The organism is Akkermansia muciniphila (assembly GCF_900184965.1).
Taxonomy (GTDB): Bacteria; Verrucomicrobiota; Verrucomicrobiia; order Verrucomicrobiales; family Akkermansiaceae; genus Akkermansia; species Akkermansia muciniphila_A.
The window spans coordinates 62,842-81,655 of sequence record NZ_FXYA01000153.1 but is presented as its reverse complement, the minus strand read 5'-3'; the positions used below and the strand labels follow the sequence as shown (position 1 = coordinate 81,655).

16 protein-coding genes are annotated in these 18,814 nt (G+C 59.6%); 9 read left to right on the top strand and 7 right to left on the bottom strand.

Features of this window, described 5'->3' with window-relative positions; genetic code table 11:
• Positions 1-52: 52 nt before the first annotated feature.
• The 3 genes from CI070_RS03685 to CI070_RS03675 all read right to left on the bottom strand — a co-directional run bounded on the left by CI070_RS03685 (position 53) and on the right by CI070_RS03675 (position 4,866).
• Entirely contained in the window at positions 53-1,825 is a 1,773-nt protein-coding gene (locus tag CI070_RS03685) for an ABC transporter ATP-binding protein/permease (RefSeq protein ID WP_094137241.1), read from the bottom strand.
• Between the two features lie 285 nt (positions 1,826-2,110).
• Entirely contained in the window at positions 2,111-3,868 is a 1,758-nt protein-coding gene (locus CI070_RS03680) for a 4Fe-4S binding protein (RefSeq protein ID WP_179218554.1), read from the bottom strand.
• Between the two features lie 77 nt (positions 3,869-3,945).
• Complete coding sequence (locus CI070_RS03675) at positions 3,946-4,866, bottom strand: DUF362 domain-containing protein (protein WP_218823916.1); 921 nt, start codon at positions 4,864-4,866, stop codon at positions 3,946-3,948.
• On the opposite strand from CI070_RS03675, the gene CI070_RS03670 reads away from it, so the two are divergent.
• Positions 4,865-5,599 (top strand): class I SAM-dependent methyltransferase, encoded by a 735-nt coding sequence (locus tag CI070_RS03670; RefSeq protein ID WP_218823915.1) that lies wholly within the window; start codon positions 4,865-4,867, stop codon positions 5,597-5,599. The genes CI070_RS03675 and CI070_RS03670 overlap by 2 nt on opposite strands.
• Positions 5,600-5,630: 31 nt before the next feature.
• On the opposite strand, the gene CI070_RS03665 is transcribed toward CI070_RS03670, so the two are convergent.
• Positions 5,631-6,251 carry a non-canonical purine NTP pyrophosphatase gene (locus CI070_RS03665; protein ID WP_218823914.1) on the bottom strand — a complete coding sequence of 207 codons (621 nt, stop codon included), beginning with the start codon at positions 6,249-6,251 and terminating at the stop codon, positions 5,631-5,633.
• A 37-nt stretch (positions 6,252-6,288) separates the two neighbouring features.
• Complete coding sequence (locus tag CI070_RS03660) at positions 6,289-7,050, bottom strand: exodeoxyribonuclease III (protein WP_094137239.1); 762 nt, start codon at positions 7,048-7,050, stop codon at positions 6,289-6,291.
• A gap of 254 nt (positions 7,051-7,304) precedes the next feature.
• Between CI070_RS03660 and nusA the strand changes: the two genes are divergently transcribed.
• From nusA to rbfA, 3 genes are all read left to right on the top strand, one after another.
• On the top strand, positions 7,305-8,600 hold the full coding sequence (gene nusA / locus CI070_RS03655) for a transcription termination factor NusA (protein WP_022196903.1): 1,296 nt from the start codon (positions 7,305-7,307) through the stop codon (positions 8,598-8,600).
• A gap of 42 nt (positions 8,601-8,642) precedes the next feature.
• Positions 8,643-10,694 carry a translation initiation factor IF-2 gene (gene infB, locus CI070_RS03650; protein ID WP_094137238.1) on the top strand — a complete coding sequence of 684 codons (2,052 nt, stop codon included), beginning with the start codon at positions 8,643-8,645 and terminating at the stop codon, positions 10,692-10,694.
• Between the two features lie 141 nt (positions 10,695-10,835).
• Complete coding sequence (gene rbfA, locus CI070_RS03645; RefSeq protein ID WP_094137237.1) at positions 10,836-11,213, top strand: 30S ribosome-binding factor RbfA; 378 nt, start codon at positions 10,836-10,838, stop codon at positions 11,211-11,213.
• 15 nt (positions 11,214-11,228) lie between these two features.
• Here the strand turns inward: rbfA and CI070_RS14080 are convergent, their stop codons facing one another.
• The gene (locus tag CI070_RS14080) at positions 11,229-11,357 is read right to left on the bottom strand and encodes a hypothetical protein (RefSeq protein ID WP_256943683.1); all 129 of its coding nucleotides are present in this window, start codon (positions 11,355-11,357) and stop codon (positions 11,229-11,231) included.
• Between the two features lie 412 nt (positions 11,358-11,769).
• Positions 11,770-12,528 carry a PEP-CTERM sorting domain-containing protein gene (locus tag CI070_RS03640; RefSeq protein WP_094137236.1) on the bottom strand — a complete coding sequence of 253 codons (759 nt, stop codon included), beginning with the start codon at positions 12,526-12,528 and terminating at the stop codon, positions 11,770-11,772.
• Between the two features lie 328 nt (positions 12,529-12,856).
• On the opposite strand from CI070_RS03640, the gene CI070_RS03630 reads away from it, so the two are divergent.
• The 5 genes from CI070_RS03630 (at position 12,857) to CI070_RS03610 (ending at position 18,786) form a co-directional block, all read left to right on the top strand.
• Entirely contained in the window at positions 12,857-14,329 is a 1,473-nt protein-coding gene (locus tag CI070_RS03630) for a carbon starvation CstA family protein (RefSeq protein ID WP_094137234.1), read from the top strand.
• Between the two features lie 4 nt (positions 14,330-14,333).
• Positions 14,334-15,677, top strand: coding sequence for an MFS transporter (locus CI070_RS03625; protein ID WP_094137233.1), 1,344 nt, complete (start codon positions 14,334-14,336; stop codon positions 15,675-15,677).
• Between the two features lie 155 nt (positions 15,678-15,832).
• Positions 15,833-16,426, top strand: coding sequence for a peptidylprolyl isomerase (locus tag CI070_RS03620; protein ID WP_218823913.1), 594 nt, complete (start codon positions 15,833-15,835; stop codon positions 16,424-16,426).
• 86 nt (positions 16,427-16,512) lie between these two features.
• Positions 16,513-17,661, top strand: coding sequence for an N-acetylglucosamine-6-phosphate deacetylase (nagA, locus tag CI070_RS03615; RefSeq protein ID WP_094137232.1), 1,149 nt, complete (start codon positions 16,513-16,515; stop codon positions 17,659-17,661).
• An 84-nt stretch (positions 17,662-17,745) separates the two neighbouring features.
• Positions 17,746-18,786, top strand: a complete 1,041-nt coding sequence (locus tag CI070_RS03610; RefSeq protein ID WP_094137231.1) for a biotin/lipoyl-containing protein — start codon at positions 17,746-17,748, stop codon at positions 18,784-18,786.
• Positions 18,787-18,814: the final 28 nt, after the last annotated feature.

Sequence of the window (18,814 nt, the reverse complement as noted above, 5' to 3'; positions counted from 1 at the left end):
ACTTTTGATGGAAAAAGTATATAACGGACCTCCCTCAAGTGCACGCATTAAATTAAAGCTCCCAGCGCGAACGGCGGATTCCCGCGTAGGCGGCCGCAATGCCGCACGCAACATGCACCCCCAGAACAATGTAACAAACCAGGGAGGGTGTCAGGTTCGTATCCAGCACATTCTTGACGGCGTAATATACGTCGTCCTTCAGGGCGGAGATGCTGCCGGACCACGCCCAGTATGCGGAAATGAAGGGCCGTATGAGGTTCTCCACCTGTTCCGGAAGCGCCAGCACCGCTCCGGAGAGGGGAAGCTGGAACCCCACCAGATAAATGCTCAGCAGGGAAGCCTGGTCCGCACTCCGGGCCAGCGCGGAAATGCCCAGGCATACAAAGGTCATGGCGGCATCCGCCAAAATCAGGAACAGCAGGTGCGTCAGGCCGCCGCCGCGATCCCAGAAAAAATCCACAAAGGCAAACATCCATACGGATTGCACCAGCACCAGAACGCTCAGATAGGACAGCTTGCTCGCCAGGTAGGCGGAAGGCCTCATGCCCGCATACTTCTCCTTTTCCATGACGGCGCGTTCGCCGGCTACCTCGCGGGCGGCATTGTTGGATCCCATCAGCCCCAGCAGAATCACCTCAAACATGATGATGCCGGAGACGGCGGATCCCGTCTTCATGTTCAGCTGCTGGGCTTCCATATCCTTCTGGACAGTCTGGACATCCTGCGTGGCGGAAAGCCCCACGATTTGCCCGGAGCCCTTGTCCGTGAACATGGCTACCAGCACGGGAAACAGCAGCACCATGACCAATTGAAGGACCAACTGGGAACGGTCCCGGAAAAAGATGCGCCAGCGCCGCCCCAGCAGGCAGAAGAACTGGGTGAAGAATCCGGGAACTTCCGGAATATTTTCCTCCACGGCCTTTTCCCTTTCCGTTCCGGATTCTCCGGAGGCTCCCTCCTTCTCCGCCTCCGCAAGGCGGACGGCATCCGGATCCGGCAAATCTCCGGAAAGAATTTTCTTTTCCCTTTCCTGTTCCAGACGGGAATAATAGGAATCCCGGTACTTGCTCCAGGACCGGCACCAGGAAGGGCCTTCACGATCCTGAAGCTTCGGATAAATCTCTTCCAGCGACGAAACGCCGAAGTAATGCAGCATGGTCTTCGGAGAACCGTGGTAAGCCACGCAGCCCTGGTGCATGACCAGAATGGAATCATACCTGTCCAGATGGGAAAGGCTGTGCGTGACGGAAATGACGATGCGGCCTTCCGAGCGGGAGATTTCATGCAGAAGGTTCACGATATCGTGTTCCGACCTGGGATCCAGTCCGGACGTCACTTCATCGCAAATCAGCAACCGGGGATTGGAGACCAACTCCATAGCCAGCGCCAGACGCCTCTTCTGGCCGCCGGAAAGAATCTTCACGTCCCGGTCCATAATCCCCTCCATTCCCGTTACCTCCAGGGCATTGTCAATGCTGTCGTCCAAATCGTCCACGGAATTGAAGCGGCAGCGGAGCCTAGCGGCGCTCTCCACATTCTCATCCACGCTCAGCTGGTCATAGGCAATGCTGAACTGGGGAACGAACCCGATTTCCGAAGGTTCAAAGTCCTCTTCAGCCAAATCATGGCCATTCCAGAAAAAACGGCCGTCCGTTTCCGCAATCATGCCCGCAATCGCCTTCAATAAGGTGGTCTTTCCGCAGCCGGAAGGACCAACGACTGCCATAAAATGTCCGCGGGGAACATGAAAACTGACATTGTCCAATAATTTCAAAGGACCATCCGGTGTTTCTATCTCATACGTAATGCCGTCCGCCTGCAACATGGTTCTTTTACTCTAACGTATCAACTTCCGCATCATCAAGGAAAATCGGGCATTTGCACTCTATCCCGCCGTAACCGGAGAACATATTCTCCGGGAACGTTTCCGAGGGCAGGTTCCTCCTGCCCCCCGCTCATTTCGACGCTCCCCGCAACCGTATCTATGCCGCAAACAGGGCTGCATGGAATTCCCCCGAAAAACCGGATGGACAGACACAGCCCTCCCGGAAGAAAGGGTTGGAGCCTCCGGAAGCGTTTATTTCATCATCTTCCACACCGCCAGCCGTTTTCAAAACGGAAAATCCGCATCTCCCACCGGATCCACAGCTTTTTCCTCAAACTTTTTAACAGCTTTCTGCTGGGGGTTTACGGCACGGACAACCAGCGCCCGGGGCGGCATTTCCCGTTGTCTTCCGAACTCGCATTTTTCCTCGCACAGATTGCAGGAGTTCCGGCATTCGCGTTCCTCTGGCCGTTCCGTAGTGACGGGACAGGCGTGTTCGCACGCGCCGCAGCCGATGCACAGGGAAGGATCCAGCCTGGGCAGGCGGTGCTCCTGGCCGTCACGCCCGATATAGGGCACCGTGTAAAGGGCCTTAGTGGGACAATGCTCCGTACAGGCTCCGCAATCCATATCCTCCCGGGCGACCAGGCAGCGGCAGACGTAAAACCGGGCCACGGCAATGCGCGTAGTATCTTTTGTCATTCCCTCAGTATCCCGTTCCGCGGTAACGGGCATCCTGCGTATGGCCCCCGTGGGGCAGACCTCCGCGCAGCGGTGGCAATCATAAAGGCAGTACTTGGTGGCAAAATCCATCCGGGGCTTCATGAATCCCTTCAGGCCAAGCTGCAGGTATGAGGGTTGAAGCACATGGGTGGGGCAGTTGGCAACGCACATCTGGCAGCCGGTGCAGATATCCAGAAAACGTTCCAGGGAACCGGCGCCGGGAGGGAGAACGCACTGGGTGGGGTCCAGCTTCCGGGCGGCCTCTCCCCGGCATCCGGAAAGGGCGGCCGCAGCCAGCCCGGCCGCAGTAGCCTCCAGGAACTGGCGGCGGGAGCTCCCGGCAATGGGGGAAACCGCGGCGGAAGAAGAAGGAGCGGGGACCGGGGAAACCTTCTCTTTTTTGGCCGGAATCAGTTGGCGGGTCCTGGTAAACAAGCGGTAGCGTATTCCTCCCTCACTGCAGGAGCGCACGCAATCATAGCATGCCACGCACCGGGAGGAATCTATCTTGTATTCCTTCAGGTTCAGGCATTGCGCCTTGCAGGATTTGACGCATTTACCGCATTTTTTGCAGGTGGCGGGATCAAAACCCAGCCGGAAAAGGGAAATGCGGGAAAGCAGGCCCAGCAGCGTGCCGACGGGGCATACCGTATTGCAATACAGGCGCCCCTTCCAGGCGCTCATGACGGCCACCAGGCCGAGCATGCCGGCGGAAGCCAGCAGAACCGGAAAAGCCACGGGGAAATAATCCATTTGAACCAGATCCGCAGAAGAACTGTCCGCCGCCAGCAGGTTATTGCTCCAAATGGCGGCCGGCCATGCCAGCACATACATGATGCGCCCGAAAATGCTGTAAGGGTCCAGCCAATTCAGAGACAGCCCGGCCAACCCCGTCACGCAGCAGGCGGCCAGCAATGCCAGCACCCCATACCGCACCCACGGCACAGGCCGGGAGAATTTCAGGAAACGCTTCGGCGCCAGCCAGCGGCGGACTCTGAAAACAATATCCTGGAGAATCCCCAGCGGGCAGACGAAGGAACAGTATACGCGGCCGAACAGCAGCGTAAGCAGCAGCAACGCCCCCAGAATCACGGCGGAAACGGCTGCCCCGTTCAGGGTTCCCAGCACGGACGGCACCAATTGCCACTGCGCCAGGGAAAAGGAATCTTCCATCCCCTCTCCGCCCCCCGTCATGTTCGGCACGTTCCATGCGGGAATATGGTGCAGGAAAGCGTATGCAATCCCGATGAAGAAAATGACGGCCACCGTCACGCGGAGCCACTTCAGAGGACTGACGAGAAAGGCTTTGATGACTGACATATGAATCATAAACCCGCCGGAAGCGGAAAGTTGCTCTCCCGCCGCGTCATCCGCAGAGGGAAGAGGGAGCCGCCGCGTCAGGCCATGCTGATACGGCGGATATGAAGCCTGGAAAGGTCGGCGGTGCCCAGCCCCATTTCCTCACCAAGCTGCACATGGCGAATCTTTCCGGCCTTGTTCAGCAGGGCGGCGCCCGCAGCGTCAATGGCCACAATATCGCGGGAGGCTAAAAGGGTTTTGCGCTCCACCAGGTCATTCGTATCCTTCCCCACGGGGCCGTTGCGCACCATGGGCATGTAAGCGTCCAGCACGCACAGGTCCGGCTTGCGGAAATACACGGCGTCAGCGATGCACTGGTGCAGGTCGTTCTTATGCATGGCCCCGCGGTCCCAGACGGTGCCCATTACATTCTTCATGCAGGCGGTCATCTCGGAACCGCTGTGGTGCTTGAGGGGCGGGCAGGTGATGTAAACATCCGCCTCCAACACGGCCTTATGCACCTTGGCGGAGGTAAATTTTCTGGCTTTCGGGTTTTCCGTCTGCACGTACTGGCTCTCATTGCCGCCGTCCACCATTACGCCGCCGGCCTTCTCTACGGCCTCTTTCACGCCGCTGCCCTCATAGGCGCCATTGTGGCAGCAGTGGTCAAACACCCTTACTTCCTTCGCTCCGGCCTGCCTGCACAGCTCCACCAGCGTGGCGACGGTTTCAGGATGAGTGTTGGCGCCGAATTCCGGAGCCTTGTTCCAGCCGATGTTCGGCTTGATTACGACGGTCTGGCCCGGCTTGACGAAGGCCTGCATGCCGCCCAGCGTCTCCACGGCCTTCCTGACCATCTCCGCACGGGTGCCGTTGCGGACGGCCACCAGATCCGGAATGCCGGAAGCCGCCGGAGCTCCGGCCTCCTGGGCAAACAGGGAATCCATGTCCGATATGGCCGCCAGCGCCCCTGCGGCGGCAGTCCTCTTCAAAAAAGTGCGTCTGTCAGTCATCTTCATGGCAACGTCTTTGGTTTATCCCCGCATGCAGGGACACGCGGAGGATTTTGAGCCTCTTCCTAACACATGCCCTGCCAAAAAACAACCTGTCATTCTTCCCGCACCGGAATTTCATAAACGAATTGTCATACAGGCAGAGCTTCTGTACAACCCGGTCATGAAATGTTCCCTGCTCAGCCGCCCCATGACCTGCGCTCATGACTGGATCAGCCGCGTCGTCTTCCCCGGGGACGCAGTCGTGGACGCCACGGCGGGCAACGGGCATGATACGGTTTTCCTGGCCCGGCTGGCTGGCCCTTCCGGCCAGGTGCACGCCTTCGACGTGCAGAAAGAAGCCATCTGCGCCACCAGGGAACGCCTGGAGAAGGAAGGACTGCTCACCCCTGCCGTCCGGCTCCATCTTGCCAGCCATGACCGCCTGGCGGAACTGGTCGGCGGCCCCGTGAAAGCCGTCGTCTTCAACCTGGGCTATCTGCCGGGCGGGGACAAAAAAACGGTCACCAGGACGGAATCCACCCTGGCGGCGCTGGAACAGGCTGCCGCCCTCATTGCTCCGAACGGGCTTCTCAGCGTCATGTGCTACCCCGGCCACGAAGGCGGAAAGGAAGAAGCGGAAGCCGTGGAAGCCTTCCTGTCCCGCCTGCCCCATCATTCCTGGCGCGCCGGCAAATACCAGCTTCTGAATACCGGAACACCGGCTCCCTTCCAGATATGCGCGTTCAGGCTGGACTGACCTCCCCGCCGCCGGACGCCCGAAGAACCCCTCAGTCCCGGCGTTCCTTCATCCACGCCACCACCTGCGCCAGGGCGCGGGCGCGGTGCGACATGGAATTCTTCACTTCCATGGGAAGCTGGGCGAAACTCCGGTCATGCCCTTCCGGGACAAACAACGGATCGTAGCCGAACCCCCCTTCCCCGGCGGGTTCCGTCAACATGTAGCCTTCCACGGAACCGGAAAACTCCGCCAGCACGCGGCCATTCCCGGCAAGCACCATGACGCAGCGGAACCGTGCGGAAGGCCGGTCCCCCGGTTTCACTCCGGCGCGCCGCAATTCCTCCATCATGCGGAGGTTATTCCTCGCATGGTTCCCTTCTTCCCCGCCAAAGGAGGAGGACCAGACTCCGGGGCGCCCGTCCAGCACATCCACCTCCAGCCCGGAATCATCCGCCAGCAGGACGCCGGGGATGCATCTGGAAGCGGAAAGCGCCTTGAGCGTGGCGTTCTCCGTAAACGTGACTCCCGTTTCATCCACGGGCGGAGCCTGGGGATAGTCGGAAAGATCCTTCACTTCCCATTTCCCGGCCAGCATGGCGCGGATTTCCCCGGTCTTGTGGGCGTTGCGCGTGGCAACCACCAGCAGCGGCAATTCCTGTTCCATAATCATCAATCTCTTACAGTTAAACTCGCATAAAAGGCCGCGCTCAGCAGTCAATCTCCAGGCTGACGGGGCAATGGTCGGACCCCGTCACATCCGGATGGATGGCGGCTTCCTTCACTCTGGAAGCCAGCGGATTGGAAACGCAGAAATAGTCAATGCGCCATCCGATGTTCCGGGCGCGGGCGCCCGCGCGGTAGGACCACCAGCTGTACCAGCCCGGCTCCTCCGGATGCAGGGCGCGGAACGTATCCGTAAAACCGGCCTCAAGCAGCCGCGTGAACCCGGCGCGCTCCTGGTCGCTGAATCCGGCGGAAAAACGGTTCTCTTTGGGACGCGCGATGTCAATCTCCTCATGAGCCACGTTCAAATCCCCGCAGAAAACGACCGGCTTGATTTCCGCCAGTCCCGCCACGTACCCGCGGAATGCGGCGTCCCACTGCTCCCGGTACGGAAGACGCGCCAGTTCATTCTGTGAATTGGGGGTATAGCAGTTGACCAGGTAAAACCGCTCAAATTCCATCGTGCAGACGCGCCCTTCCCGGTCATGCTCCGGCCAGCCGATTCCGACGGACGTGGAAAGAGGCTGCACCCGGCTGAGGATCAGCACGCCGGAATAACCGGCCTTCTCCGCCGGATTCCAGAGCTGGTGCGGCCAGGAGGAAATCCACAGGTCTTTCACCTGTTCCGGACGCGCCTTGATCTCCTGAAGGCAAAGGACGTCCGGCTCCAGGGCATCCACGGCGGCCGCCATCCCCTTGCCCAGAATCGCCCGCAATCCGTTCACGTTCCATGAGACGAGTTTCATGCGCGCATACTTCCCGTTTTTGACGGGTCCGTCAAGCCCTCAAACACCGTTGTCCCGCCCCCTTTCGGAGGGCTCCGGAAAATTCTTCTTTCGGAATCATCCCCAGTCTTTTGCATGCCGCATAGAACAAGCGTTTTTTCTTGCCAGAACCGCCCCCTCGTGCTTACTTAGATAGGCAAACACCCCGAGAGACACTCGAGAGTGGGTCTGTCGACCCGCTCTTTTTTGTCTATCCATCACACTCCTCCACACTCATGACAAACGATATTAAAGCTTTGATTGACTACTACGAGAGGGAAAAAGGGCTCTCCCGTGAAAAAATTCTCCTCGCTCTGGAGTCCGCCTTTCTCTCCGCCTACCGCAAGATGGTTCCCGGCTCCGGCAGCATCAACTACCTGAGGGCCGAAATCAACGTGGACAAAGGCAAGGTGCGCATTTTTGCGGACCTGGAAGTGGTGCCGGATGAAGAATACTCCGACAAATTCAACCAGATCCCCCTCTCCCTGGCCGTCAAGCTGGACAAGAACGCCGTTCTGCACGACCTGCTTCCCACCAACATCACGCCCAAGGGCTTCGGCCGCATCGCGGTGCAGACCGCCCGCCAGACCATGCTCCAGAAACTGCTGGACGCGGAAAAGGAAATGCTCTACGACGAATTCAAGGACCGCGCCGGAGATCTGGTAACGGGCACCATCCGCCGTTTTGAAAAGGGGGATATTTTTGTGGACCTCGGCAAATTCGAAGGCGTCATGACCTCCCGCGAACGCGTGCCGAACGAAGACTACAGCGTCGGCGACCGCATGCGCTTCTACGTGGTGGAAGTGCGCACGGAAGCGCGCGGCCCGGAAGTCATCCTTTCCCGCAGCCATCCGAACCTGGTGCGCCGCCTCTTTGAATCGGAAGTGGTGGAAATAGGCGACCAGACCGTGGAAATCCACGGCATCGCCCGCGAAGCCGGCTACCGCACCAAAGTGGCCGTCATCAGCCATGACGACAAAGTAGATCCGGTAGGGGCATGCGTAGGCATGCGCGGCGCCCGCGTCAAAAACATCGTCCGGGAGCTCAACAATGAAAAAGTGGACATCCTGGAATGGACGGAAGACCCCGTCGCCTTCGTCCGGGAAGCTCTCAGCCCCGTGGAACCGCGGGAAATCACCGTGGACGAGGAAGCCAGAAAAATCTTCGTTATCGTCCAGGACGACAAGGACCTCTCCAAGGCCATCGGCCGCAGGGGACAGAATGCCCGCCTCACCTCCCGCCTGATGGGCTGGGATGTCCAGGTGCGCGTCTTTGACGTCCAGGAAGCGGAAAAACGCCAGAGCCAGGCCGCAGCCGAGGAAGTCATGCGCCAATGCCAGGCTGCGGCCAAAACCCTCAGCGAACAATTGGAAATCCCGGAAGAAACCGCCATGGGCCTGGTGACCATGGGCGGAACGGACCTGGTAGCCCTCACCGGATTTGAAGCTTCCGACATCGCGGAAAGCATGGGCATTCCCGCAGAGGAAGCCGCCCAAATCCTGGCCAAGGCCCGGGACCTCATCTCTCAATAACCGTTGGGCGCGGCGCTCAACATCTAACAACCTTAAATCAAGATGCCTAATAAACAAGAAGAGAACGAACCCAAAAAGGAAGTATTGGATCTGATCGGCGGATCTTCCAAAAAGAAACGCGCACCCCAGCCGGCCCCCGCACCGGCGCCCTCCCGCCCTGCTCCAGTCAAGAAAGAAGCTCTCGACTTGCTTTCCGGCACCAAGAAAAAGGCGGCGCGCGCCGCTGACGCCGTTCCGGCGCCCTCCGCTGCCCCGGCCGCCGCAGAACCCGCCGCGCCCGCACCCCAGGAAGAAACCTCCGCGGACGATAAAATCATCAACCTCAAACCGCCCGTCTCCGTTTCCGAGCTGGCGGGCATGCTGAAAGCCAAGCCCTTCCAAATCATCAAGGATCTGATGGGCATGGGCATCTTCGCCAACCCGAATACGCCGTTGGATGCGGACGCCGTCAGTACCATCTGCGACATCCACGGCTACACATTCGCCCGTGAAAAACGGGAAAAAGGCGGCGGCGTGAAAGCCCAGCAGGAACCCGTCAAGGAACCGGAACCCGTGCCGGTGGTGGAAGAACCCAAAGCCACCCTCATCACGCGCACCCCTATCATCACCGTCATGGGCCATGTGGACCACGGCAAAACATCCCTGCTGGACTACATCCGCAAAACGCGCGTGGCCAAGGGAGAAGCCGGGGGCATCACCCAGCACATCGGCGCCTATACGGTTGACTACAACGGCAGCACGCTCACCTTCCTGGATACGCCGGGCCACGCCATCTTCACGGAAATGCGCGCCCGCGGGGCGGACGTCACGGACATTGTGGTGCTGGTAGTGGCCGCCAATGACGGCATCATGCCCCAGACGCGGGAAGCCATTGCCCACTCCAAAGCGGCCGGCAAAACCATCATCGTGGCCATCAACAAGTGCGACCTTCCGGCCGCAGACCCCGTCAAGACCAAGAGCGGCCTGATGGAAGAAGGGCTGGTTCCCACGGACTTCGGAGGCGATGTGGAATGCGTGGAAGTCTCCGCCCTGACCGGGGCCGGCATTGACGACCTTCTCGGCCTTCTCGTCCTCCAGTCGGAAGTGCTGGAACTCCAGGCCAACCCCAAGGCCAACTGCCGCGCCTCCATCATTGAGGCCCGCGTGGAACCCGGAACGGGCAGCTCCGCCACGGCCATTGTGGAAAGCGGCACCATCCGCGTAGGGATGCCCTTCATCTGCGGCCCTTACGCCGGCAAGGTGCGCGCCCTGGTCAACGACCACGGCGAACGCGTCAAAAAGGTAGGCCCCGGCATGCCCGTGGAAATTACCGGCTTCTCTGAAACCCCGAATGTGGGGGACGAACTGGTGGAAATGGAAAACGAACGCGCCGCCAAAAAGCTTGGTGAAGAACGCCAGGAGGAACTGCGCAAGCAGCGCCTGGCCCAGCCCCGCAAGGCACGCATGGAAGAACTGCTCGCCATGATGGGGGACGGCACCCAGAAAGCCCAACTCAAAATACTCCTGAAGGGGGATGTGCAGGGTTCCGTGGAAGCCATCAAGAAGGCTGTTCTGGACATCCAGTCGGACAAAGTGGAATGCGTCTTCCTGAACGCCTCCGCCGGCCCCATTTCGGAATCGGACGTTCTGCTGGCCTCCTCCTCGGATGCCGTCATCCTGGGCTTCAACGTCAAAGTGGAAGCCAACGCCGTCAAACTGCTCAAGCGGGAAGGCGTGCAGGTAAAACTGTATTCCATCGTTTACGAACTCATCGACCAGGTGAGGGATGCCATGCTGGGCCTGCTGGAACCGGAAACGCGCGAAACCATCATCGGGCACGCCAAAGTGCTCCAGGTCTTCAAACTCAACAAGGGCCGCGCGGCGGGCTGCATGGTGGAGGACGGCAAAATCCTCCGCAGCTGCGAGGCGCGCGTCATCCGCGACAAGACGCCTGTCTTTGACGGCAAAATGTCCACCCTTCGCCGTTTCCAGGATGAAGTGGAAGAAGTCAAGGCGGGCCTGGAATGCGGCATCCGCCTCGGAGACTTCAACGAATACGAGACGGGCGACATCATCGAATGCTACACGCTGGAAAAAATCCAGCAAACGCTGTAACCCTCAACGAGAATCAACCAACAGGGACAGAGCCTCCTGTACGCTCCTCCGGGCGGCCGGGAAACCTCCGTCCCTGTCTTTTCCTCCATTCTTTCTTCTCCGATTGAACCAATTGGCCCATTTATCACTCTATCTCTTCATATGAGCAGACGCACTGACAAGGTAAACGAACTCCTGCGCCGGGAAATAGGCACCACCATTCAGCGGGATTTTGAATTTCCCGGCACAATTGTCACCGTGATTGAAGTGGAAGTGACGGACGATCTGAAAGAGGGGAAAGTATGGGTGGGCGTCGTAGGGAAAATGGCTCCCTCCCAGGTGCTGGAAAAACTGAACTCCCGGCACGGGCTTATCCAGTCCGCCGTGGCCAGGCGCGTGGTGCTGCGCAATACGCCGCGCCTGACCTTCCGTCTGGACGACTCCGCCCAGCGCGGCGTTGACCTGGTCAACCTTTTGGAAGACATTGACAAAAACCTGCCCAAAGCGCCCCCTGCCGATTCGGAAAATGACGGGGAATAAAATTTCTCTTTCTGTTTAACGCACGGCGCCTCCGCCCGTCACTGTCGCGCGTCGCGGAACATCGTTTTCCAAAGTCAGGGAAATATAATCCCCCGGACGGGCGTCATCGTCATTTCCCACATACAGGCTGCGCCCTTCAGCCACATGCCGCACCTGGTCCGCGGTTACGCGCAGCCGGGCGATCCCGAAATCCGCAGTCCCCCGCCGGCGGTTTCCACGGTAATGCCGCCCTCTCCCACACGCAGCTATACACCCTTGTTCGTATTTTAATGAACAAGAGAATCTTGCCTTCCGGCGGCTGCTAAGCCGCGAATCCTGGCTCCCTTCAAATACCGTCCCCCCGCGCCCAATCCGCCGACATCCGCCCTTCCCGCAAAATCCATTCATATTGGTCACCATCCAATGCGTGTAGGCGGAAGCGGACGCCCCTGGCACGGATTCCGCGGCGGCGCCCCCAACGCTCCAGTTGGACAAAGAATCCCCACTGGCTGAAAACAAACAAGCCGCCAGTTTCAAAAAACGGGCGGCCTGTTCAAATACATCAGAAGCAGGAACCTCAAACTCTGCGGCGGCGCATCATCAACGCGGCCAGCCCCAGAAGACTGAGGGAAGCTGCAGCAGGTTCCGGAACCACTTCCCCATTCACCTGGATTCCCGTAAGCCCAATAAAGCAGCCGCTGCCGTAGGCCTCGTTTTTGGAAGCCGTGACCGTTAACGTCATGGACTCCCCGGCTTTCAACACAACATCGCTATATTCATAGTTTCCCGTACGAACGCCATCCCAGGATCCCACGGATGTATTTGTACTGGTGGCGCCATTATAGGCCAGCGTCTGACTTTCCTGCCCGCTCATGCCGAGGGTGATATTGACAGGTTTGTTCAAATTGCCGTCGGCTCCTCCAACATAATCGTTATTGGCCACACCGCCCCCGGCATTCTGCGCGGCGCCCGCTCCAGTGAATCCTATCATGGAAAGATCAATGGAAGTAATCAGCATATCCTGGGAACCGGTGTTGGTAAACGTGAAAGAAACGCTCCACGTATTATTCTGGTTATTCCCCACATTGGCATTGGGGGAGAATACGGAGGCGGGAATGGAGCCTGAAGCCAGCAGGTCATTGCCCGTAGTGCTCTTGCTGAAATTCTCGGAACTAATCGAGGTGGATGTGGTAAGTCCCGCATCGGAAACCGTGCTCACCGTGACGGTATCCAGGGAAGTCCCGGTCCGGTTAAACGTAGTGGTACACAGTACCGCGGCCTGGGAAGCCGCCGCGCCAAGAACCAGAGATGCAATGATTATCAATGTTTTCTTCATAAATGGAAATGGGGAAGGTTGAGCGGGGCCAATTTTTTAGCGGATTCCCAATCCGAAAAATAAATCCAGGTCTGTTTTTCATGCGCAAAAAATTGGAATTATGAATTTTACGATAGTTTAAAATCTCCAGCAGGGAAACTTGCAATTTCAAGATGGCCCTGTTCGTTTATCTGCATAAACATCTCATTTCTATTATTTAGTGTTGACTTCGGATTGGGAATCCGCCCCTCCTTTTCCTCTTTTTCACTAACGGCTTGCCAGAGGGAGGGAGAAAAGTTAAGTTCCGTGAACGGACGGCAGCCCATGAGGCGGCCGGTCTTTTTCCAACATGAACGGTTACTGCTATTTCATTCTGGGGATATTGGCCCTGGCGGCCGGTTATTTCACTTACGGACGGGTGCTGGAAAGGATTTTCCGTCCGGACGCCTCCCGGCAAACTCCCGCCGTGGCCTGTACGGACGGCGTGGATTATGTGGTCATGCCGCGCTGGCGCGTTTTTCTCATCCAGTTGCTGAACATTGCAGGGCTGGGCCCCATTTTCGGCGCCGTCATGGGCGTGCTGTACGGGCCGGCCGCGCTTCTGTGGATCGTTTTCGGCTGCATTCTGGGCGGAATGGCGCACGACTACTTCTCCGGCATGATTTCCCTGCGGCACAAGGGGGAAAACCTGCCGGAAATCCTGGGGCGCTACCTGGGCAACCAGGCCCAGTGGATCAGCCGCGCCGTCTGCATCGTATTCAGCGTGCTGGTGGGCGTCGTCTTCGCCGTGGGGCCCGCCGCCATCCTGTCCCCCATGACGGGCTGGAGCGTTTCGGCATGGGTTTGGATTATCTTCGGCTACTACTTTCTGGCGACCATTCTTCCCATCCAGGCTATCATGGGAAAGGTCTATCCTCTTTTTTCGGTCGCCCTGATCATCATGGTCATGGGCATTCTGGGCGTGATGCTCCTGGCTCCCTTTGCGGATTCCATGCCGGCCTGGATGCACCTGCCCCGCATGGAAGTGCTTCCGGATCTGGACTTTTTCCATAACCGCCATCCGGCGGATTTCCCGCTTTTCCCCGTGATGTTCATCACCATCGCCTGCGGAGCCGTGAGCGGATTCCATGCCACACAGTCCCCGCTGATGGCGCGGTGCCTGAAAACGGAGCGGGAAGGGTTGCCCGTCTTTGGCGGGGCGATGATTACGGAAGGCATCATCGCCTTCATATGGGCCGCTGCCGCACTGACCTTCTACGGCTCTCCGGAAGCCCTGGGAGCGGCTACCGCCAACGGAAAGGCTCCGGCGCTGGCCATCCAGACGATTTCCGAATCCTGGATGGGAAGCGTCGGTTCCATCCTGGTCATGATCGGCGTGGTCATCCTCCCCATCAGCACGGGGGACGGCGCCCTGCGGGTCACACGCCTGATGATTGCGGATAGTTTCAAGCTGAGCCAGGAACAGCTGAGCCGCCGCCTGATGATCGCCATCCCTCTCTTCGCCGCGGCCATTGCCGTCAGCAGCATGGACTACGCCGTCATCTGGCAGTACTTCGGCTGGGCCAACCAGCTGCTGGCCGCCGCCACGCTCTGGGCCGTTTCCATTTACCTGCGCAGCAAAAACCGATGCTGCTGGCCGGCGGCGGCTCCCGCCGCCTTCCTGAGCCTGGTAGTATTCCAATATCTGTTCTCCAGCTCGGAAATGTGCGGTTTCAGTGAAGAAGCCTCCCTGATTGCCAGCGTCCTGCTGACCGCCGTCATCGGCGTGCTGTGCCTGTTCCGCGGCTCCGGCCTGGAAAAAGCGGAGGAGCCCAGCCTGTAACTTCATGAATTCCAGCGCCCATACGCCAGGACACGCCCGCAAAGTTCCATGGGGAGCTTTCTGGCGGCTCGTGCTGATTCAGGCGCAGAACTCCTTTAATGAAAAAGGGGCTCAATTCCTGCTGATTCCCCTGGGCGTCTGGCTGTACGGCGCAGAGGGGGACCTGGAATATCCGCTGGGGGCCATCATCGTGCTGCCCTTCATCCTGTTCTCCCCCTTCGTCGGCTGGCTTTCGGACCGTTTCTGCAAGGCGCGCATCATCCAGTCCATGGCCCTGCTCCAGATATGCGTTCTGGCGGGCATGTACTGGAGCCTGCGCGTCCACAACCTGAACGGGGCCATCCTGTGGTTCTGCGTCTTTGCCGTGCAGGCCACCGTCTTCAGCCCGGCCAAGAAAGGAATCGTCAAGGACATCGTGGGAACCTCCCGCATGGGGTTCGCCAGCGGCATCGTGGAAATGGCTTCCATCCTCAGCCTGCTCATCGGCCAGATTGGCGTCTTTATCTGGTTCCGCTACCTGCTGGAGCCTTCCACGGATACCATCTGGCACCGCTGGCTGGGGGAGGGCTTCTTCCCATGGTTTGACGCATGGCTGAAACCCTCCGGCATCAATGACGGCTGGTATGCCGCCTCTTTCCCATGCCTGGTGTTTCTGCTCCTGGCCGTTCCGGTGGCCATCTCCAGCTTCTATCTGCCCCGGTATGCCCCCGAAGGCTTCCGGCCCTTCTCCTGGTCCCTGTTTTACGAGCACTTCCACCAGCTGGGCAAGCTGTGGAACAACCGCAACCTGCGCGTCAGCGAAATGGGCATCGGCTATTTCTGGTTTTTCGGCGGCACGGTCATGCTGATGACGATCCAGATGGCGAAGGAAATCTCCGGCGGCGGGGACGACTTCAGCTCCGTAGGAGCCGTGCTGATGGCCTGGATGAGCGGGGGAACGGTGCTGGGCGGCATCCTCGCTTCCGTGATCTGCCGCCGCCGCATCCGGATGAACGTTTCCGTGGCGGGTGGCGTGCTGATGGCGGCGAGCTGCGCGGCCCTGTCCGCAGTTTCCATGACATCCCCGGTCTTCTACGCCCTGCTGATGGCGGCGGGCATTTCCGCGGCCCTGTTCCTGGTGCCCCTGAACGCCTTTTTCCAGGACCGGGCGGACAATGACAAGCGCGGGGACATGATCGCCGCCGGCAACCTGGTGGACTGCGCGCTCGGTTTGCTGGCCGTCGGGTTCCAATACGCCATGATGCTGGTCATCCCCCCTTCCTGGCAATTCGTCGTCATGGGAATCCTCAGCCTCTTCATGGCGTGGGCGGTCTTCCGTTTTTCCCGCGCGTATTCCGGCTCAAGGTAGTGCCGGGCCGGCAACCGGACGCACACCTTAACAATCTCTTCTTCAGGGAACAACCTTCCCTCATTGACGCGTCCGGAGCCATTCTCCCGTCAGGGCGCGCGATTTACTTGCAACCCTGCTTCTATTCGGGCAAGATAGGGGGGAAACAAGAAGCCATGAAAAAATATCTCACCCTTCTGCTGTGTTCCCTGTGCGCCCTGGCGTGCTTCAGCGCCTCCGCGGAATCCGCCGCCGGCCTCAAGGACGTCCATGTCGTCATCTCCACTACCAAGGGGGACATTGAACTGGCCCTTTACCCCTCCAAGGCGCCCGTCACCGTAGCCAACTTCCTGAACCTCGCCAACAGGGGCTACTACAAGGGAATTACCTTCCACCGCGTGATTCCGGATTTCATGATCCAGGGCGGCGACCCCACCGGCACGGGCATGGGAGGCCCCGGCTACAGGTTTGAAGACGAATTTTCCCCGGATCTCAGGCATGACGGCCCCGGCGTGCTTTCCATGGCGAACGCGGGCCCCGGCACCAACGGTTCCCAATTCTTCATCACCCATGTGGCCACGCCTCATCTGGATGGCCGCCACACGGTCTTCGGGAAGGTGCTGAAAGGGCAGTCCGTCGTCAACTCCATCGTCCGGGGAGATAAAATCAAAGACATCCGCATTCTGGACAAAAACGCCGCGGCCGCCGTGCTGAAAGCGGAAGCCTCCCGCGTAGCCCGGTGGAACAAGGCCCTGGACGCCGCCAGATAACCGGGAAGCGGCAGAGGCCAGACGGGAAAACGCGGCCGAACAAAGAAAAACGACGATCAACATCCATCCAACAACCATTCATTGTTATGAAAACACTCATTAAAAACGCACGCATCATCTCCCCCGGCATTGATATGCCCGGGGCTGCCGTGGAAATGGAAGGCAAAACCATTACCGCCGTCTATCCCGCCGGGAGCGAACTTCCCGCCGCAGACAAGGTCGTGGATGCGGAAGGCCGCATGCTCCTGCCCGGCTTCATTGACATCCACAGCCACGGCGCCGGCGGCTGCGACACCTGCGACGCCAAGCTGGAAAGCCTCCGCACCATTGCGGAATGCAAAATGAAGGAAGGCGTCACTTCCTGGCTGCCGACCACTCTCACCCTGTCTCCCAAGGTGCTGGAAGACGTATGCGCCTCCGTGGCGGAATACATGAAGAACCAGGAATTCGCCAAAACGCCCGGCGTTCACCTGGAAGGGCCGTTCATCAACCCCAAATGCTGCGGCGCGCAGAACCCCGCCTTTGTCCGCCAGCCGGACTATGATGAAGTGGCCAACCTGAACTCCATTGCCAGGGTGCTGCTGGTCTCCCTGGCGCCGGAAATGCCTGGAGCCATTGAATTCATTGAGAAAGCTACGGCCAACGGCATCCGCTGCTCCGCCGGGCACAGCGCCGCCACCCATGCGGACTTCAACAGGGCGAAGTCTGCGGGGCTGGCGCACCTGACCCACTACTGCAACCAGATGTCCCCCCTGCACCACCGTGAAATCGGCCTGGTGGGGTCCGGCCTTCTGGACAGGGAAATCAAGATTGAAATCATCTGCGACACCATCCACCTCTGCGCGGACATGCTCAAAACCGTGTTCAAGAACAAGGATTCCGACCAGATGCTGATGATTACGGACTCCCTGGCCTGCTCCTGGATGCCGGACGGCCCCGGAGACCTGGGCGGCCTGCCCATCATCGTGAAGGACGGCGTGGCCCGTCTGCAGGAATCCGGCGCCCTGGCCGGCAGCACCCTCAAATACGCCCACGGCCTGAAAAACGTGCACCGCCTGACCGGGAAACCCCTCAGCGACCTGGTGAAAGCCACCTCCTGGAACCAGGCGCAGTCCCTGGGCCTGGAAGGCCTGGGCAAAATCGCCCCCGGCTTCACGGCGGACATGGTTCTGCTGGACGATGACTTCAATACCTGCAAGGTATTCATCGACGGCGTGGAAAAATACAGCGCGTAACCGCGTTTCCGCGCGCCGGAAGGAGACATCCCGCCCCTTCCGGCGTGCCTTCCTCCCTTTTACCATATTTCAACATTCACCTCCATGGCTATTACCATTGAAATGCCCCGCCTGTCCGACTCCATGCACGAAGGCACCGTCCTGAGATGGATCAAAAAAACAGGGGACTTCGTAGAAGTCGGCGACCATCTGGCCGACATTGAGACGGACAAGGCCCATGTGGAGCTCCAGGCCTGCGAGGACGGCACCCTGACGGAAATCCTGGTGCCGGAGGGAGGTTCCGCCGCGGCGGGAGCGCCTATTGCGCTGCTTCAGTCGGAACTCGGCGCAGCCGCCTGCGGCGGCCTCCCGCGCCCGCCCGCGACATTTAGCCCGCTGGCCGCCAGGCTGGCGGCGGAAGCCGGCCTGAACCCCGCCACGCTGCGCGGCACCGGACCCCGGGGCAAAATCATGGCCGCGGATGTACGGGCCGCCCTGCGCCCCGCGGGCGGCCCCGCCCGCCGGGTGCAGACCCCGCTGGCGCCCCGGGACACGCGCCACGCCACGCGCGTAGACAACTTTTACCTGTATTCCCTGGAGGCGAACATGGCTTACCTGGCCGCCATCAGCACGCCCATCGCCGTCCAGTGCGAAAAACTCATCGGCGGCCGCTACAGCCTCTTTGACTACGTGGTGCGCGCGGCGGTGAAAGCATGCGCCAGCGAACCGGAATGGCTGGCCGGAGACGCCGCCGCGGAACTGCTCATGGTGCTGGACAAGGGAGAAAAATACGTCTTCATTGAAAACGCCTCCGGCAAGACGATTTACAACATCGCCATGGAACGCCTGGCCGCCCCCGCGGCAGGTCCGTTCCCCGCGGGCAGCGTCGCGCCCAACATCCTTCTTTGCGACAGCGGCGTGAACGTGGCAGCCCAGCGCGCCGTGCTTCCGGAAATGCCCCACAGCATCATCAGCATAGGAGGCACTACGCCGAAAACGGGCATTGAAGCGGGGCGTCCCGTGTCCAAACTCATCCTGCCCGTCACCCTGTACGTGAATGCCAGCATTCTGCCGGAATGCAAGGCTTCCAACATTGCAGCCGAATTCAAAACCCTGCTGGAAAACCCGGTTCTTCTCCTCCTGTAGGGCTACCGGAACATATTGCTCTTTTCCT

What these genes read in the sequence shown, in the direction of transcription:
- CI070_RS03620 (WP_218823913.1), top strand. Translation starts at nt 15,833, where the DNA reads ATGAAAAAATATCTCACCCTTCTGCTGTGTTCCCTGTGCGCCCTGGCG.
- CI070_RS03685 (WP_094137241.1), bottom strand. Translation starts at nt 1,825, where the DNA reads ATGTTGCAGGCGGACGGCATTACGTATGAGATAGAAACACCGGATGGT.
- CI070_RS03610 (WP_094137231.1), top strand. Translation starts at nt 17,746, where the DNA reads ATGGCTATTACCATTGAAATGCCCCGCCTGTCCGACTCCATGCACGAA.
- CI070_RS03640 (WP_094137236.1), bottom strand. Translation starts at nt 12,528, where the DNA reads ATGAAGAAAACATTGATAATCATTGCATCTCTGGTTCTTGGCGCGGCG.
- nagA (WP_094137232.1), top strand. Translation starts at nt 16,513, where the DNA reads ATGAAAACACTCATTAAAAACGCACGCATCATCTCCCCCGGCATTGAT.
- CI070_RS03670 (WP_218823915.1), top strand. Translation starts at nt 4,865, where the DNA reads ATGGCAACGTCTTTGGTTTATCCCCGCATGCAGGGACACGCGGAGGAT.
- CI070_RS03630 (WP_094137234.1), top strand. Translation starts at nt 12,857, where the DNA reads ATGAACGGTTACTGCTATTTCATTCTGGGGATATTGGCCCTGGCGGCC.
- nusA (WP_022196903.1), top strand. Translation starts at nt 7,305, where the DNA reads ATGACAAACGATATTAAAGCTTTGATTGACTACTACGAGAGGGAAAAA.
- CI070_RS03660 (WP_094137239.1), bottom strand. Translation starts at nt 7,050, where the DNA reads ATGAAACTCGTCTCATGGAACGTGAACGGATTGCGGGCGATTCTGGGC.
- infB (WP_094137238.1), top strand. Translation starts at nt 8,643, where the DNA reads ATGCCTAATAAACAAGAAGAGAACGAACCCAAAAAGGAAGTATTGGAT.
- CI070_RS03680 (WP_179218554.1), bottom strand. Translation starts at nt 3,868, where the DNA reads ATGTCAGTCATCAAAGCCTTTCTCGTCAGTCCTCTGAAGTGGCTCCGC.
- CI070_RS03665 (WP_218823914.1), bottom strand. Translation starts at nt 6,251, where the DNA reads ATGATTATGGAACAGGAATTGCCGCTGCTGGTGGTTGCCACGCGCAAC.
- CI070_RS03625 (WP_094137233.1), top strand. Translation starts at nt 14,334, where the DNA reads ATGAATTCCAGCGCCCATACGCCAGGACACGCCCGCAAAGTTCCATGG.
- rbfA (WP_094137237.1), top strand. Translation starts at nt 10,836, where the DNA reads ATGAGCAGACGCACTGACAAGGTAAACGAACTCCTGCGCCGGGAAATA.
- CI070_RS03675 (WP_218823916.1), bottom strand. Translation starts at nt 4,866, where the DNA reads ATGAAGATGACTGACAGACGCACTTTTTTGAAGAGGACTGCCGCCGCA.